This window comes from Yinghuangia aomiensis (assembly GCF_039542225.1).
Classification (GTDB): Bacteria; Actinomycetota; Actinomycetes; order Streptomycetales; family Streptomycetaceae; genus Yinghuangia; species Yinghuangia aomiensis.
In genome coordinates this window covers 1-14954 of sequence record NZ_BAABHS010000009.1, presented here as the reverse complement: position 1 = coordinate 14954, position 14954 = coordinate 1, and the positions used below count along the sequence as shown (strand labels likewise).

Below are 14954 nucleotides of genomic sequence, written 5' to 3'. Positions count from 1 at the left end.
CCATGCCCGCATTCCCCCGCCGCCGTGCCCTGTCGCTCGCCGCGAGCGCCGTGACCGCCGTGCTCGCCGTCTCGCTCACCGCGTGCGGCGGCGACGGCGACGGCAAGTCCGAAGGCGCCGGCGGCAAGGGCAGAGTCACCATCCGCATCGCGTACCAGGAGATCCCCAACGCGGATCTGGTCGTCAAGGACCGCAAGCTGCTGGAGCAGGCGCTGCCGGACGCCGACGTGAAGTGGGTCAAGTTCGACTCCGGCGGCGATGTGAACACCGCGGTCATCGCCGGTTCCGTGGACTTCGGGCTTGCCGGGTCGAGCCCGGTGACGAAGGGGCTGTCCGCGCCGCTGAACATCCCCTACAAGGTGCTGTGGATCCACGACCTGATCGGCGACAACGAGGCCTTGGTCGCGCGCGGCGGCATCACGGACATCAAGCAGCTCGCGGGCAAGAAGGTCGCCACGCCGTTCGGCTCCACCGCGCACTACTCGCTGCTGGCCGCGCTGCAAGGCGCGGGTGTGGACCCGGCCAAGGTGAACGTCATCGACCTCCAGCCGCAGGACGCGCTCGCGGCGTGGAAGCGCGGCGACATCGACGCCGCGTACACGTGGACGCCCACGCTCGGCGAGCTGGAGAAGGACGGCAAGGTGCTGGTCACCAGCCGCCAACTCGCCGACCAGGGCAAGCGCACCGCGGATCTCGGGGTGGTGACGAACAAGTTCGCCAAGGACCACCCCGAGGTCGTCACCGCGTGGCTCAAGGCCGAGGACCAGGCGGTCAAGCTCGCCAAGACCGACCCGGCACAGGCCGCGGCGTCCATCGCCAAGCAGCTGAACATCAGCCCCGCCGACGCCGAAACCCAGCTCAAGCAGCTGGTGTTGCTGGACGCCGCCGAGCAGGCCGGCGCGGACTACCTGGGCACGCCGGGCGCGCCGGGGAAGCTCGCGCAGAACCTGCACGACGCCGCGGTGTTCCTGAAGAGCCAGCAGAAGATCGATGCGGTCCCGGATCCGTCGGTGTTCACGGCGGCGCTCGCTGCCGAGGAGCTGTCCCGTGCCCGCGGCTGAGCTGCCGGCGCCGCGGACGGCCGCCGCCGCGGAGTCCGACAGTGCTCCGGTGGTCGCCGTCGACCGGGTGACGGTCCGGTTCGGGGACGGCGGCGGGAGGTTCCGGCGGGCCCGTACCGCGCCGGTCGACGCGTTGTCCGACGTGTCGTTGACCGTGCGGGAAGGCGAGTTCGCGGTGCTGGTCGGCCCGTCGGGCTGCGGCAAGACCACCCTGCTGCGCGTCGTCGCGGGCTTCGCGCAGCCCACGACGGGCACCGCCCGGGTGCACGGCGCCGCGCCGGTGCCCGGCCGGGGCGTCGGCGTCGTCTTCCAGCAGCCGCGGCTGTTCCCGTGGCGCACCGTGGGCGGGAACCTGGCCTTCGCCCTGGCGCGGCACGGCGTCCCGCACGCGGACCGCGCGGCCCGGGCCGAGGAACTGCTCGACCGCGTGAGGCTTCCCGGGATGTCCCACCGCCGGGTATGGGAGCTGTCCGGCGGCCAGCAGCAGCGGGTGGCGATCGCCCGCGCGCTCGCCGCCGAGCCGCGCCTGCTGCTCCTCGACGAACCGTTCGCCGCGCTCGACGCCCTGACGCGCGAACGGCTCCAGGAGGAAGTGCGCACGCTCGCGGCCCGGACCCGCACCACGGTCGTCTTCGTCACGCACTCCGCCGACGAGGCGGTCCTGCTCGGCTCCCGCGTCCTGGTCATGGCCGCGTCCCCGGGGCGGATCGCCGCCGACCTCCCGATTCCCCTGCCCCGCAACGCCGATACCGACGTGCCCGCCCTCCGCGGCACGGCCGAATTCGCCCGCCTCCGCGCCGAGCTGTCCGCGGCGCTGCGCGGCCCCGCCGCCCGGTAAACCGGAACCGGCCCTCGCGCGCCGTCCGCTACCCTGTCCCGGAAGCCTCAGTAGCTCAGGGGATAGAGCACCGCTCTCCTAAAGCGGGTGTCGCAGGTTCGAATCCTGCCTGGGGCACACGGAAACCCCAGGTCAGATAGCCTCTGACCTGGGGTTTTGTGTTTCATGCACAGGATCGGCGGAACGACGTCACGAGACGTAGTTGGCGAGCACCCAGCCCTTGATGCCGGTCGCGTTGTGCTTCAGGTACTTCCAGTACTGGGTGTCCTGGTCGGCGTAGACCACACCCGTGCAGTAGACCGTGACCTTGGCGTTCTTCTGCAGGACGCGCAGGATCGGGGACTTGTCCATCCCCTTCGTCTTGCGCAGGTTCACGTTGTTGCCGGTGATCTTCGCGGCGTGGTCCCTGTCGTTGCTCCAATTGCACAGCGAGTTGTCGACGGCGGAGGCCGACGGCGCCAGGGCGATGCCCGCCCCCACGAACAAGGACACCGTGGCCGTCGCGGCGGCAATCCTGCGGCCGAACTTCTTCATCCGGGACTCCTTGGAAGGCTGATCTTGGAAGCAGATCGCAGCGTGGGCCCTACGCTGAGTGCGGTGTGCACATCATTGGCGAATGACCACGGCCGCAGATAGCCGAATCACGCGGTCGTACCGGCGTCTTGGACGCCACCAAGTCGCCGTGCTCCCAGCCCGGTTGCGGCGGCTCATCCCGACTCGCCCGATTGCGCGGCAGATTCGCGTTCCCCGTAATAGACCCCCGCCCGGCGGCGGCAGAGGGTAGGCGCGGGTGGCTTATGGGCGTCCTGGGGCGGATGGGCCTAGGGAGGCGTGGGCTGCCTCGATTCGCGAGGAGAAGTCTCTTTTATGGTGCTGGCACATCGGGCTGCGTCCCGTGCGGGAACGGCCGCGGCGGTCGCGGGGGCGACGGTTGCGGCGTTGTTGTTCACGGCGGGGACGGCCACGGCCGAGATCGGGACGACGGCCAAGTACGACGGCAGTGTCGACGGGACCCGGGGCAGCGTCTGGCTGAAGGTTCCCGTGGAAGGCAAGCCGGGGGCGTTCGAGTGGCGCCACCCGGTCACGAACCTGAAGAAGCTCAAGGCCGACGGCGACGTCGTCAAGGTCTACTGCATCGACCTGGCCACCAAGATCAAGGCGGCGTCCGAGTACCGGGAAGGGTCGTGGAGCGACTCCTGGCTCAACGACTCGGACAAGACGCGGCGCATCAACTGGGTGCTGAACAACTCGTACCCGAAGATCGGCGACCTCGACTCGCTGGCCGGCGCGGCCGGAATCGCCAAGGGGCAGCTGGACGTTCCCGAGGCGGTCGCGGCGGCGCAGGCGGCGATCTGGCACTACAGCAACGGCGCCCAGCTGCCCGGCAAGAACCAGCAGGGCGACAAGCAGGCCGCCGAGATCCTCAAGCTGTACACGTACCTGACGGGTGCGAAGAACACCGGTCTCGAGGAGCCCAAGCCGTCGCTGCGGCTGGAGCCGAACGCCGCGCAGGGCGCGCCGGGCGACCAGCCGATCGGCCCGCTGAAGGTGGCGACCAACGCCGCCGGCCCGGTGACCGTCAAGGTCAAGGGCCAGGCGCCCGAGGGTGTTTCGCTCGTCGGCAAGGACGGCAAGCCGGTCGCGGACGCGAAGAACGGCACCGAGCTGTACGCGAAGGTCGCGGCCGGTACGGCCGCGGGCAAGCTGGAGGTCACCGCCGAGACGAAGACGGCGATCAGTATCGGCCGCGTCTTCGTGGGCAAGGACCGCAAGGACACGCAGACGCTGATCAGCGCGGGCGCGTCCGAGGTGAAGGCGAGCGCGAAGGGCTCGTTCACGTGGGCGCCGCAGCCCAAGCCGGTGCCCGGGGCGACCAGTGAAATCGACTGCGCACAGGGCGGGTTGGTCGTCACGCTGACCAACACCGGCAAGGCGCCCGCGGACTTCCAGGTCGGCGACACGAAGGTGACGGTCCCCGCCGACGGGACCAAGAAGCAGGTGGTCAAGGTCGCCGAGGACACCGACTACACGGTGAAGGTGACCGGCCCGGAGGGCTTCGAGAAGACGTTCGCGGGCAAGCGGGACTGCGAGACCCCGCCGCCGGTCGTCGACGAGGAGGTCCCGACGCCGAACCAGCCCGCCGAGGACCAGGAAGAGCAGCCCGCCACGACGGCGCCGCAGCCGAGCCCGAGCGGCCCGAGCCTGGCCGAGACCGGCGGCTCCGGCTCGAACAACGGCCTGCTGGCCGGTATCGCGGGCGGTCTGCTGCTCGCGGGCGGCGGCGCGGTGTTTCTGGTCAAGCGCCGGGCCGGGGGAAACCGCGCGGTCTGAGGAGTAGGCCGAACCCGTCAGCCCAGTAGCCCGGTAGCCCAGTAGCCACGAGTACAGCGCAGGGCCCGCCTCGGTGACCGAGGCGGGCCCTGCCTGCGTCGGGCGGTACAGGCCCCGGCCCCGATATTCGCTGGAGACCCCCGCCCCCGCGCTCCTACAGTCGACGGGCCGGAATTCGACGTGCGGTGCCGGTGGGTGACGGTCCGGCGGGAAGACTGGGGGAAGAGCTGTGGTGCGGGTGGCGTATCCGCGGACCGGGCATGTGCCCTGGTCGCCGGGGGCGACCGCGGACGATGTGCGGGCGGGGGACCTCGCCGGGCTGATCGGGCGCGAAGTCGTTGTCACCGAGAAGCTCGACGGCGAGAACACCACGCTCTACGCCGACGGCCTGCACGCCCGCTCGGTCGACTCCGCGCACCACCCGTCCCGGGCCTGGGTCAAAGGCCTGCAAGGCCGGGTCGGCGCCGGGATCCCCGCGGGATGGCGCATCTGCGGCGAGAACATGTACGCGCGCCACTCGCTCGCCTACGACGCCCTCGACAGCTGGTTCTACGGCTTCTCCGTCTGGGACGCCGCCGACCGCTGCCTGCCCTGGGACGCCACCGTCCGGTTCCTGCGCCGCCTCGGCATTCCCGTACCGCCGGTGCTGTGGCGCGGCGTCTTCGACGAACGCGCCCTGCGGAAACTGCCGTTGGACACGCAGCGGCAGGAAGGCTACGTCGTCCGCACCGTCGACGGCTTCCCCCGCGACGCGTTCGGACACCGCGTCGCCAAGTGGGTACGGGCACGCCACGTGCAGACCGACACCCACTGGATGTTCGCGGACGTCGTGCCCAACGGCCTGGGCCCGCAGGCGCCGCTGTGGGACGTCCGGTCCGGCGCGGAACCCGATCTCCCGGCACTGGAGCGCGTGTTGGGCATCCAAGAACCGGCCGGCCGACCGGACGTCGCCGACGCCACCGCGCGCCTCGACGGCCTCGGCCGCACCGGGGACGCCCGCCTGGCGGGCGTGCTCGCCGCGTACCTGCACCGCGGCCACCGCGGCGACCTCGCCCGGCGCCTGCCCGTCGTCCTCGGCATGCCGCTCGCCCGGCGTGTTGCCGACCTCGTCGGACTGCAGAAACGGCTGCGCCATCCGTTCCCCGACGAGCACCGGCGCGCCGGGCTGACCCGGATGGCATTCGCCGCCGACCTCGGGGTCCTGCACGCGGTGGCGCAAGCCGCGCTCGGCGGCGAGCAGGGTCCGGAAGCGGACGAGGCCCGCGAGCAGGTCGACTGGTCGGCCTTGGTCGCGGAGGACGCCGGGCTGCTCGGCGAGGACCCGCTCGCCGGACTCCGAAGCGGCATCCGCACGGTCCTGGCCGACCTCCCGCCGGACGCCGCGGACCGCTGCTGGGCCGATGCCCGGACGCTGCACGCGGACGGCCGCGTCGTCGGCCCCGACGGCGCGGTGGCGGCGACATGGCGGTACCGGTCCGGAGAGTTCCCGCGGCTGATCCACCTGGTCGGCCCGTCCGGCAGCGGCAAGAGCCGGTTCGCCCGCGGAATCCCCGGCGTCGACACCGTCGTCGGCCTCGACGACCTGCGCGAAGACCGCGGCGCCCGCGCGGACCAGCGGGCCAACAGCGACGTGCTCCGCCACGCCCTCGACCGGCTCGACGCCGCCTTGGCCCGCGGCGGCACAGTGGTATGGGATGCCACCTCGCTCGTCCGCCCGCAGCGCGCGGCCGTGCACGGCGTGGCACACCGCCGGGACGCGCTGGTCACGCACGCGGTCATGCTCGTCGACGGGACGACCGCCGCGCTCCGCAACGGCGCGCGGGACCACGCGGTGCCGGCGGGGGTGCTGGATGCGCAGGCGCACCGGTTCTCGCCGCCGTACCCCGGCGAGGCGCACCGGACGTGGTACATCGGGGCGGAAGGCACGGTGGACGACACCGACGGGTTGTCGGGCGGCGCGGAGGACTGATGCGTACCAGCGAGGAGATCTACCACCGGGTCCGCTGGGACGCGCGGTTCGACCCGGCCCGGTTCGTGCTGGGCGTGAGCCGCCGTGGCAAGGAGCCCAAGCGGGTGCCGCTGCCCGCGTTCGTCCCCGGCGGCGAGATCCCGTGGCACCGCGTGGTGTTCATCGAGGCCGACGGCGAGCGGGTGTGGGACCGCGAGTCGGGCGTGGACGTGGTCGGCAAGACCGGTGCGGGCCTGGCCCGAGCACCCCGCCGCCTGCGCGCCCGGCACTTCACGGCGCGTCCGTTCTTCACCTGGGACGGCCGCGCCTGGCAGGCCGACGCAGCCCCGCAAGCCGCTCCGTCGACGGCGGCCGGCTTCCGCGTCCTGACCTGGAACACCTTGTGGGACCGCTACGACGGCGAGCGCCTCGACACCGCGCGCCGCCGCCCGGCGCTGCTCGACGCGTTGCGCGCGGCCGACGCCGACGTGATCGCGCTGCAGGAAGTCGAGGCGGACTTGGTCGCCCTGCTGGCCGCCGCCCCGTGGGTGCGGGCCGCCTACACGCTGACCACCGACCCGGGCAGCCCGCAGAGCGTGGACGACACCGGCCTCCTGCTACTCAGCCGCTTCCCCGTCCGCGAGACGGGCGAACTGGTGCTGGGCTCGCACAAGGCCGCCCTCGCGATCACCGTCGACGCGCCGTCCGGACCCCTGGTCGTCGCCACCACCCACCTGACCAGCAATCACACGGAGAGCGCGAAGACCCGCCGCAACGAGGAACTCACGCTTCTCGCCGAGGCGTTGGCGGATGTCGAAGGCGAGGCCGTGCTGCTCGGCGACTTCAACGACGGCACCGACCTTCCCGCGGTCTCGCTGGGCATGCGCGACGCCTGGACGGAGGTCCGCGGCCCGGCCGACGGCACGCCGACCTTCGACCCGGGCGCGAACCCGCTGGCCGCCTTGTCGTCGCTGAGCGGCCGCGCGCAGCGTCTCGACCGCGTGCTGCTGCGGGAGGTCGGCGGGTCCGGCCCGGGCGCGGGCCTGCATCCGGCGTCCGCCGGACTGATCGGCGATGTCCCGGGCGAAGACGGGCTGTTCGTGTCGGACCACTACGGGGTCGCGGTCGCGCTGGTGTCCGCGGACGTGGCCGCGGGAAGCGTCCTGGACGCGCCGCCCACCGCCCGCACCGCGGTGGCGTGGCTGCCGCCGGACGAGGTGTGGCCAACGATCCAGGACGTACACACCGCGCACGACCCGGCGATCCACCGCTGGCCGCCGCACGTGAACGTGCTCTTCGGATTCGTCGCCGAGGCGGAGTTCGACCGCGCGCTCCCGCTCCTCGCCGAAGCCGCCGCCGAGGTCGCGCCCTTCGAGGTCCGCCTCGACGGCGTCCACACCTTCGGCCACCGCGACGACGCCACGGTCTGGCTCGACCCGTCCGGCGACACCGCGGGGTGGCACGACCTGCACCAGGCACTGCGCCGCCGTTTCCCGCGTTGCCGCGGCCGCCACGAGGGCTTCACCCCGCATCTGACGCTGGGCCGCAGCCGCGACCCGCAGCGCGTCGCCACGGAGTCCGCGGCCAAGCTCCGCGGACTCGGCGACCAAGCCCTCGGCGTCGGCGAGTTGGTCGTCCTGTCCCGCCGCGGCAGCGAGCCGATGCGGGTCCGCGCCGCCGTCGCGCTCGGCACCGGCCAGGTCCGCGCGGTTGCCGACCCCGGCCCGGGTGCCGAGGCCGCCCACGCCTCGCCCGCCGCCGACCACGCCGCCGCGGCGGTCGCCCAACGCATCGCCGACGCACTGCCCGAAGGCGTTGTGCACACTTTCGGCTCGCGCCGCATGCGCTTCGCGCTCGCCAACGCGGACCTCGACCTGGTCGCCGCACTGCCGGGGCAGGTCGACGCCGCGGAAGTCCAGCGCCGGATCACCGCCGCGCTACCCGAGGCGGCCGGAGTGCGCGCGGTCGTCGGCGCCCGCGTCCCCGGCCTGCGGCTCGCCGTCGGCGCCCTGCATGTGGACGTGCTGCTGGTCGGAACCGGCACCGTCGCGCCCGCCGAAGCGGTGGTCCGGCGCGCCGAGTTGGGCGACGACGCCGCGGTGGCGCTGAGCGCGGTCACCGACGCGGACGCGGTACGCGGCGCGGTGGCCTCCGCCGGCGTCGCGGACGAAGCCGCCGCGCTGGTCCGCGCCGTCAAGGCCTGGGCCCGCGCCCGCGGCCTGGACGCGGCCCCGTTCGGCGGCCTCAGCGGCCTGGCCTGGACACTGATGGCCGCCCGCACCGCCGCGACCGCCCCGGCCCTCGGATCCGACGCCAGGCTCCGCCAGTTCTTCGGCGACTGGGCGTCCTGGGACTGGGCCGAGCCGGTCGCGTTGTCCCCACCTGCCGCGACGGCGCCCGCACCGGGACCGCTGACCGTCCTCACCCCGACCGCCCCTGTGCGCAGTTGCACCCAGCACGTCTCCGCGGCGGGCCGCGACCTGGTGACCGCGGAGCTGTACCGGGCCTGGGAAATCCTCGACACCGCGCTCGCCGACGGCACCGACCCGTGGCCCGACCTGCTTGCCCCGCCGCCGCTGCACGCCCGGCACGCCGCCTGGCTGACCGTGACGGTCCGCGCCGACTCGCCGACGGCCCTCGCCGTCGCCGAAGGGCGCTTCCGCGGCCGGGTCCGCGGCCTGCTCGGCGCGCTGGACGGCCTCGGCGCCTACGGCGTCCACGCGTGGCCCCGCCCGTACGACGCCGCCCCGACGCAAGTCCGCTACGCCATCGGCCTCGGCCGCACTCCCCTGCCTGCGGACACCGTTGCCGACACCGCCCGGCACTGGGCCAAGGACCTGCCCGGCACCGACACCGCGGTCGTCGACGGAGGGAACGTCCCGACCCTGCGCTGACCGGCGCGTCACCCGTCCGGGGCATCCCCCGTCGAACCGTTCCTCGTTCTCGTACGTGTGGACGGCGTGCGCGGCCTCGGGCCGCGGGCACGGCGAGTCCGGAGAACGAACGCCCAGGGAGGGCCTGTGGACGGCGAGAACACGCTCGGACGGCGGCAGATGCTGGCGGTTTCCGCGGTGGTGGTGGCAGGCGGCGCGGCATTGACCGCCTGCGGCAGCGACGACGGCAAGAAGTCCGGCGGTGCGTCCGGACAGGCCCTCGGCAAGACCACCGACATCCCGGTCGGCGGCGGCAAGATCTTCGAGAGCCAGGGCGTCGTCGTCACCCAGCCGACCGCCGGCACGTTCAAGGCCTTCAGCTCCACCTGCACACACCAGGGCTGCACCGTCTCCCAGGTGGTCGACGGGCTGATCGAATGCCCGTGCCACGGCAGCGCCTTCTCGATCACCGACGCCGCGGTCAAGGCCGGCCCGGCGCCCAGTCCGCTGCCCGCCAAGCAGATCACCGTCACGGGCGACCAGATCACGCTGGCCTGACGGGCCTTCGGCCGCGGCCGGCCCGGGTGGTCAGGGGGGCGGTCAGGCGCGGGTCGTGCTGGTGGCGGTCATCGCGATGATCGAGGTCAGGTGGGTGCCGTTCATCCACAGTCCGAGAAGGTCGCGGTCCACCGGCACGATGCGCTGCCCCCGGGCGAGGTCGCGGGCCGGGCCGGTGAACCGGCAACTGGCCACGAAAATCGCCACCTCCGCGTGGTGCACGGGGCGGGCGGTGCCGACGAACCGCTGCATGTCGGGGCTGCCCACGCTGCGGTCCGGGGCGTAGCGCTTGCACTGGATCACCACGAAGCGGCCGTTGGGCAGCCGCCCGGTGACGTCCGCGCCCAGGTCGCCCGCCCCGCCGCTGACCCGCACCTGGGTGCAGCCGTCGCGCTCGCACAGGGCGGCGACGTGGTGTTCGAACGCGGTGCCGTCCATCGCGTCGACCGCGGCCAGCGAGCGCGCGATGCGGCGTTGCGCGGACCGCGCGGCGCCGCGGATCCCGGACCGGATCCAGCGGTAACCCTGCACCACGGCCACCAGGAACGCGGCCGCCGCGCACACGCCGAGGAGTGCTTCCCAGGCCCGCAGATATCCGGCGACGCCCGCGGCCACGCAGAACGCGACGGTGAGGTAGCCGTAGAACCGGGCGAGGGCCCGGCCGAGGGGGCGCCGCGCGGGGCGGGGACCGCCGCCGGAGCGGCGCTGCCGCGGGACGCGCGAGCGGGTCGTCCGCCGCGGCCGGTTCCGCGTACTGCCGCGTGTCGGCCGCCGTGCGGTACTCACTCGCAACTCCCCCGTGACTTCACCCGTGACTTCACCCGTTCGGACGAGTATCGAACGTAGTGCAAAGGGGCGCGGACGAGGGGGACCTAGACGCAGGCATAACCGGGTTGCGGACCACTCCGCCGTTACGCGTATCCTTGGTCCCTGTTGCGGGCGATTAGCTCAGTGGGAGAGCGCTTCGTTCACACCGAAGAGGTCACTGGTTCGAACCCAGTATCGCCCACCTCGCGCGAGGGCGACTTGTGTCTGCGGAAAGCGCAGACCGGGTCGCCCTCGTTCTTTATTGCGGCTTCGCCGCGACGCGGGGGCTCCGCCACCCGCACCCCCTCCCCCGCTCCGGGGGCCCCACGAATTACTTGACTTAGTCTGTAAAAAGGCTCGGATCCGTGGTTCGATCTGCCCATGGACGCCACCGCACCCACAACCCCGCGCCCCGCGCTCGACCTGTTGGACGGCGAGTTCTACGCGCGCGACCCGTTCCCCGCGTACGCCTGGTTCCGCGACCACGAGCCGGTGGCCTGGGACGCGGGCAACGAACTGTGGGGCATCTTCCGCTACGCGGACCTCAAGGACGTCGAGGCGCGCAGCGAGCACTTCGTCAACTCGGACAAGACGAAGGGCGGCTACCGCCCGAACATGCCGGCCGACCCGGCGATCATCGGCCTGGACAACCCCCTGCACAACCAGCGCCGCAAGCTGGTCAGCAAGTGGTTCACGCCGCGCGGCGTCCGCGAGTGGGAGCAGCACGTCCGCACGGTGTGCGTCGACATCCTCGACGCGGCGGTCGCCAAGGGCACCGTCGAGGTGGTGGGCGACCTGGCGTCGGTGCTGCCCGCCATGATGATCGGCCGCCTCCTCGGCTTCCCCGAGGACCAGTGGCCGCTGCTGCGCGACTGGTCCGAGCGCACCATCGCGCTGGGCGGCGGCCCGCGCTACCGCAACGACGACGGACACGCCGCGGTGGGCGAGTTCGCGACCGCGGGCCTGGCGCTGTTCGAGGAGAAGAAGCGCTGCCCGGCGGACGACGTGATGACCACGTGGACCCGGGCGAGCATCGACGGGCAGCCGATCGGCCCGGCCGAGGTGATCAGCGACTGCCTGCTGCTGCTCGACGGCGGCGCGGAGACGACCCGCACGGTCATCGCCCGCACGTTCCTCAACCTGATCGCCCACCCCGAGCAGTGGGACCTGATCCGCGGCGGCGCCGATCTGACGGTCGCCACCGAGGAGTTCATCCGCTACGTCACGCCGATCCACAACATGTGCCGGGTGGCGGTCGGCGACCAGCGGGTCGGCGACACGGTGATCCCGGACGGCCACCAGGTCGTCATGATGTACGGCTCGGCCAACCGCGACCCGCGGGTGTTCGCCGACCCGGAGAAGTTCGACGTGACACGGTCCCCCAACGACCACATCACGTTCGGCTTCGGCACGCACTTCTGCCTCGGGGCGCCGCTGGCGCGCCTGGAGATCCGGATCTTCTTCGAAGAGCTGCTGAAGCGCGTCGACGCGATCCGGCTCACTCCGGGCACCGAGGTCGTCGACATGCCGAACGCGTTCGTGCACGGCATCCGCGAGGCGTACGTCGACCTCGTCCCGCGCGGCTGAGTCCGCGCCCCTCCAGACCCCGCTGCCGCCGCGGAACCGGGAGCCCGCGAGCGGCGGTCGGGACGGACGGTGGTCCGGGCGGGCGGCTGTGCGCCGCCCGGTCCGGACCACCGCTCCGCACGAACCGGAACGCCGGCCCCCGCTTGAGTCGGGGCCGGCGCGTTCGGCCGCGGCTAGCCGAGCTTCATGAGTTCCACGCGCGTCCCGTCCGGGTCCGCGAGGAAGACGATCTCGGTGCTGCCGGTCTCGCTCTTCATGCTGGTGCGGGTGCTGTCCACGACGGTGCCGCCGTACTCGACCAGGCGCGCCGCGGCGGCGTCCACGTCCTCGACGAGGAAGCTCAGGTGGGTCAGGCCGAGCTGGTGGCGCTGCGCGGACGGGGTGCCGATCACGCCGGGCGACGCATAGTGCAGCAGCTCGATCATCAGCGTGCCCTTGGCGATCATCTGCGAGGTCAGCGCGACCGGGGTCGGCACCTCCAGCGCGGCCGCCGCCTCGTCGCCGATCTCGTACGCGATGACCGGCGCGAAGCCGAGCCCGTCGCAGTAGAAGCGCAGCGAGCGCGCCAGGTCGGACACGCAGAGGCCGATGTGCGAGACCCCGTAGGCGTCGCCGTCGAGCGGGGCGGAGCTGGGCTGGGTGGCGTCGGTCATGCGCGTACTCCCTGGAACGGCGGAAACTGGAACGGCGGGAACTGGGAAGACAGCTCCACTGACGGATCGTCAGCTGTCCGCGCACGGTAACAACGCGTCCGCGAATGTTCGAGAGCATCCGGAACGCGGCTTTCCGCCTTCCGGCGCGGCGCCCGGCCATCGCGGGAGGCGGTCCGGCCTGGCGCGGGCGGGTTCCCGGGACCACCATCGTTAGAGGGGGCGGAATCCGGATAGGCGCGCGGCAGAGGGCTCGATCCGCGCGGCGGACGACCGGGAGGTGTCCGATGAAGCTCCGAGACGAATTGCCGGTCGATCACCGGCTGAGCCAGGTGTACCGCTTCGGCGGTGGTGCGGTCGGGGTGTTCCTGCTGGTCTTCGGCATCCTCGGGCTCGTGGACACGGTCAAGTTCTTCGGGACGACCGGGAAGGACGTCGCCGGGCTCTCCACCAACGGCGCGCTGAGCACGCTGTCCATCGTCGTCGGCCTGATCCTCGTCACCGGCGCGGTCCGCGGCGGGAACTTCGCGTCGACGCTGAACATCGTGATCGGCATCGGGTTCGTGCTGAGCGGCTTCGTGCACACGGCGCTGATCGGACGGGGCAACAACCCCCTCGGCTTCCACATGTCGAACGTGATCTTCAGCTTCGCCGTCGGAGTGGCGCTGCTCGCCTTCGGCATGTACGGGCGGGTCGGCAGCGCGCTACCGCACGACAACCCGTACTGGCGGTCCCGGCACCCGCGGCGCGCGGCGCACGAGGACGCGGTCCGGCAGCGGCAGCACACGGGGGCACCCGGCGGCGCAACCCGCGGCGCGGGCGGCACGGGGACCCCGGGGAGCACCGTCGGGGCGCATTGAGCAGATGATGGCGGGTCCGGGCGTGTATCCCGCGCCCGGGCCTTTCGCGTACCGACACCGCACCCGCGCCCTTCAAGGAGGCCCCATGGCAGCCGACCCCCGCACCGGTCCGGGCCCCGCAGCGGACCCGGGCGCCGCCGCGCTGCCGCTGGCCGGGATCACCGTGGTGGCGCTCGAACAGGCCGTCGCGGCGCCGTTCGCGACCCGGCAGCTGGCCGACCTCGGGGCCCGGGTGATCAAGGTCGAACGGCCGGGCGAAGGCGATTTCGCGCGGTCGTACGACGGGGTCGTGCACGGCCTGTCCAGTCACTTCGTGTGGCTGAACCGCGGCAAGGAGTCGATCGCCCTCGACCTCAAGCAGGACGCGGACCGGGCGGTGCTCGACGCGCTGCTCGCGCGCGCCGACGTGTTCGTGCAGAACCTCGCGCCGGGCGCCGCCGAGCGGCTGGGGCTGGGCGCGGAGGAATTGACCGCCGCGCATCCGCGGCTGATCGTGTGCGGGATCTCCGGCTACGGCACGACCGGGCCGTACCGCGACAAGAAGGCCTACGACCTGCTCGTCCAGTGCGAAGCGGGCCTCCCGTCGATCACCGGCGGCCCCGACGAACCGGCCAAGACCGGCATCGCGGTGGCCGACATCGCGTCCGGGATGTACGCGTTCACCGGTGTGCTCACCGCCCTGTACGAACGCGCGCACACCGGCCGCGGCGGCCGCTTCGACGTGTCGATGCTGGAGGCCCTCGGCGAGTGGATGGGCTTCCCGCTCTACTGGACGGAGTACGGCGGCGTCCCGCCGGTGCGCAGCGGCGCACGCCACGCCACGATCGCGCCCTACGGCCCGTTCCCCGCGGACGACGGCCAGGTCTTCCTCGCCGTGCAGAACCAGCGCGAATGGGGCGCGCTGTGCCGCGACGTGCTCGGCCGCCCGGACCTGGAGCACGATCCGCGCTTCGCCGCGAATCCGGACCGGCTGGCGCACCGCGACGCGCTGGACGCGGAAATCGCCGACGCGTTCCGCGGGTTGTCCGCGGAACGCGTCCTCGCCCGGCTCGATGCCGCCGGCATCGCCAACGCGCGGCTGCGCGACATGGCGGGCTTCGCCGACCACCCGCAGCTCGCCGCGCGCGACCGCTGGCGCACCGTCGACTCCCCCGCCGGGCCGCTGCGCGCGCTGCTGCCGCCGGTGACGGTGCCCGGCCGCGAAGCGGCCATGGGCGCCATCCCGGCGGTCGACCAGCACGGCGCCGCCATCCGCCGCGAACTCGGCCTGGCATAGCCGACGTTCGGCCATGACCCGACCGGCTGGGCGGTGTCCTAGACGAGTCTTTCCGAATGCCTGCGGGCATGGAGCGAGGGTGTCCAGGATCCGTTTGTGACGACAGACCTCGACACCCTCGCGATCGCACTGTACGTGAAACTCGACGACGACTGGGCGGACTTG

12 protein-coding genes and 2 tRNA genes are annotated in these 14954 nt (G+C 72.8%); 11 read left to right on the top strand and 3 right to left on the bottom strand.

Translation table 11 applies throughout. The annotated features are described in order from the left end of the window. Positions 1-2: 2 nt before the first annotated feature. The 3 genes from ABEA93_RS13865 to ABEA93_RS13855 all read left to right on the top strand — a co-directional run bounded on the left by ABEA93_RS13865 (position 3) and on the right by ABEA93_RS13855 (position 2016). Positions 3-1061 carry a taurine ABC transporter substrate-binding protein gene (locus tag ABEA93_RS13865; RefSeq protein ID WP_345675794.1) on the top strand — a complete coding sequence of 353 codons (1059 nt, stop codon included), beginning with the start codon at positions 3-5 and terminating at the stop codon, positions 1059-1061. Then, on the top strand, positions 1048-1899 hold the full coding sequence (locus ABEA93_RS13860) for an ABC transporter ATP-binding protein (protein ID WP_425584937.1): 852 nt from the start codon (positions 1048-1050) through the stop codon (positions 1897-1899). The genes ABEA93_RS13865 and ABEA93_RS13860 overlap by 14 nt, the downstream gene beginning before the upstream one ends. Positions 1900-1943: 44 nt before the next feature. Beyond that, positions 1944-2016: transfer RNA gene (locus tag ABEA93_RS13855), tRNA-Arg, on the top strand. Positions 2017-2088: 72 nt separating this feature from the next. Here ABEA93_RS13855 and ABEA93_RS13850 read toward each other — a convergent pair. Further along, positions 2089-2433, bottom strand: a complete 345-nt coding sequence (locus ABEA93_RS13850; protein WP_345675793.1) for an SH3 domain-containing protein — start codon at positions 2431-2433, stop codon at positions 2089-2091. 333 nt (positions 2434-2766) lie between these two features. Between ABEA93_RS13850 and ABEA93_RS13845 the strand changes: the two genes are divergently transcribed. From ABEA93_RS13845 to ABEA93_RS13830, 4 genes are all read left to right on the top strand, one after another. Next, the gene (locus tag ABEA93_RS13845; RefSeq protein ID WP_345675791.1) at positions 2767-4230 is read left to right on the top strand and encodes a Cys-Gln thioester bond-forming surface protein; all 1464 of its coding nucleotides are present in this window, start codon (positions 2767-2769) and stop codon (positions 4228-4230) included. A 232-nt stretch (positions 4231-4462) separates the two neighbouring features. Then, positions 4463-6199, top strand: a complete 1737-nt coding sequence (locus ABEA93_RS13840; protein ID WP_345676034.1) for an RNA ligase family protein — start codon at positions 4463-4465, stop codon at positions 6197-6199. After that, positions 6199-9072 carry a poly(A) polymerase gene (locus ABEA93_RS13835; protein ID WP_345675790.1) on the top strand — a complete coding sequence of 958 codons (2874 nt, stop codon included), beginning with the start codon at positions 6199-6201 and terminating at the stop codon, positions 9070-9072. Before ABEA93_RS13840 ends, ABEA93_RS13835 begins: the two co-directional genes overlap by 1 nt. Before the next feature lie 159 nt (positions 9073-9231). Further along, complete coding sequence (locus ABEA93_RS13830; RefSeq protein ID WP_345676033.1) at positions 9232-9609, top strand: Rieske (2Fe-2S) protein; 378 nt, start codon at positions 9232-9234, stop codon at positions 9607-9609. A gap of 42 nt (positions 9610-9651) precedes the next feature. Here the strand turns inward: ABEA93_RS13830 and ABEA93_RS13825 are convergent, their stop codons facing one another. After that, a complete protein-coding gene (locus tag ABEA93_RS13825) occupies positions 9652-10395 on the bottom strand; it encodes a restriction endonuclease (RefSeq protein ID WP_345675789.1) in 744 nt (247 codons plus the stop codon). Between the two features lie 151 nt (positions 10396-10546). On the opposite strand from ABEA93_RS13825, the gene ABEA93_RS13820 reads away from it, so the two are divergent. Continuing rightward, a tRNA-Val gene (locus ABEA93_RS13820) sits at positions 10547-10618 on the top strand. A gap of 179 nt (positions 10619-10797) precedes the next feature. After that, positions 10798-12003, top strand: coding sequence for a cytochrome P450 (locus ABEA93_RS13815; protein ID WP_345675788.1), 1206 nt, complete (start codon positions 10798-10800; stop codon positions 12001-12003). A gap of 173 nt (positions 12004-12176) precedes the next feature. Here the strand turns inward: ABEA93_RS13815 and ABEA93_RS13810 are convergent, their stop codons facing one another. Further along, the gene (locus ABEA93_RS13810; protein ID WP_345675787.1) at positions 12177-12656 is read right to left on the bottom strand and encodes a VOC family protein; all 480 of its coding nucleotides are present in this window, start codon (positions 12654-12656) and stop codon (positions 12177-12179) included. A 284-nt stretch (positions 12657-12940) separates the two neighbouring features. Here ABEA93_RS13810 and ABEA93_RS13805 point away from each other — a divergent pair, with 284 nt between their 5' ends. Together ABEA93_RS13805 and ABEA93_RS13800 are read left to right on the top strand one after the other, a co-directional pair. After that, entirely contained in the window at positions 12941-13513 is a 573-nt protein-coding gene (locus ABEA93_RS13805) for a DUF4383 domain-containing protein (protein ID WP_345675786.1), read from the top strand. Positions 13514-13598: 85 nt separating this feature from the next. Next, complete coding sequence (locus ABEA93_RS13800; RefSeq protein ID WP_345675785.1) at positions 13599-14789, top strand: CaiB/BaiF CoA transferase family protein; 1191 nt, start codon at positions 13599-13601, stop codon at positions 14787-14789. Positions 14790-14954: the final 165 nt, after the last annotated feature.

Excerpts from the sequence above, each read along its gene's own strand:
- ABEA93_RS13835 (WP_345675790.1), top strand. The coding sequence starts at position 6,199 with ATGCGTACCAGCGAGGAGATCTACCACCGGGTCCGCTGGGACGCGCGG.
- ABEA93_RS13830 (WP_345676033.1), top strand. The coding sequence starts at position 9,232 with ATGCTGGCGGTTTCCGCGGTGGTGGTGGCAGGCGGCGCGGCATTGACC.
- ABEA93_RS13810 (WP_345675787.1), bottom strand. The coding sequence starts at position 12,656 with ATGACCGACGCCACCCAGCCCAGCTCCGCCCCGCTCGACGGCGACGCC.
- ABEA93_RS13800 (WP_345675785.1), top strand. The coding sequence starts at position 13,599 with ATGGCAGCCGACCCCCGCACCGGTCCGGGCCCCGCAGCGGACCCGGGC.
- ABEA93_RS13815 (WP_345675788.1), top strand. The coding sequence starts at position 10,798 with ATGGACGCCACCGCACCCACAACCCCGCGCCCCGCGCTCGACCTGTTG.
- ABEA93_RS13805 (WP_345675786.1), top strand. The coding sequence starts at position 12,941 with ATGAAGCTCCGAGACGAATTGCCGGTCGATCACCGGCTGAGCCAGGTG.
- ABEA93_RS13845 (WP_345675791.1), top strand. The coding sequence starts at position 2,767 with ATGGTGCTGGCACATCGGGCTGCGTCCCGTGCGGGAACGGCCGCGGCG.
- ABEA93_RS13865 (WP_345675794.1), top strand. The coding sequence starts at position 3 with ATGCCCGCATTCCCCCGCCGCCGTGCCCTGTCGCTCGCCGCGAGCGCC.
- ABEA93_RS13850 (WP_345675793.1), bottom strand. The coding sequence starts at position 2,433 with ATGAAGAAGTTCGGCCGCAGGATTGCCGCCGCGACGGCCACGGTGTCC.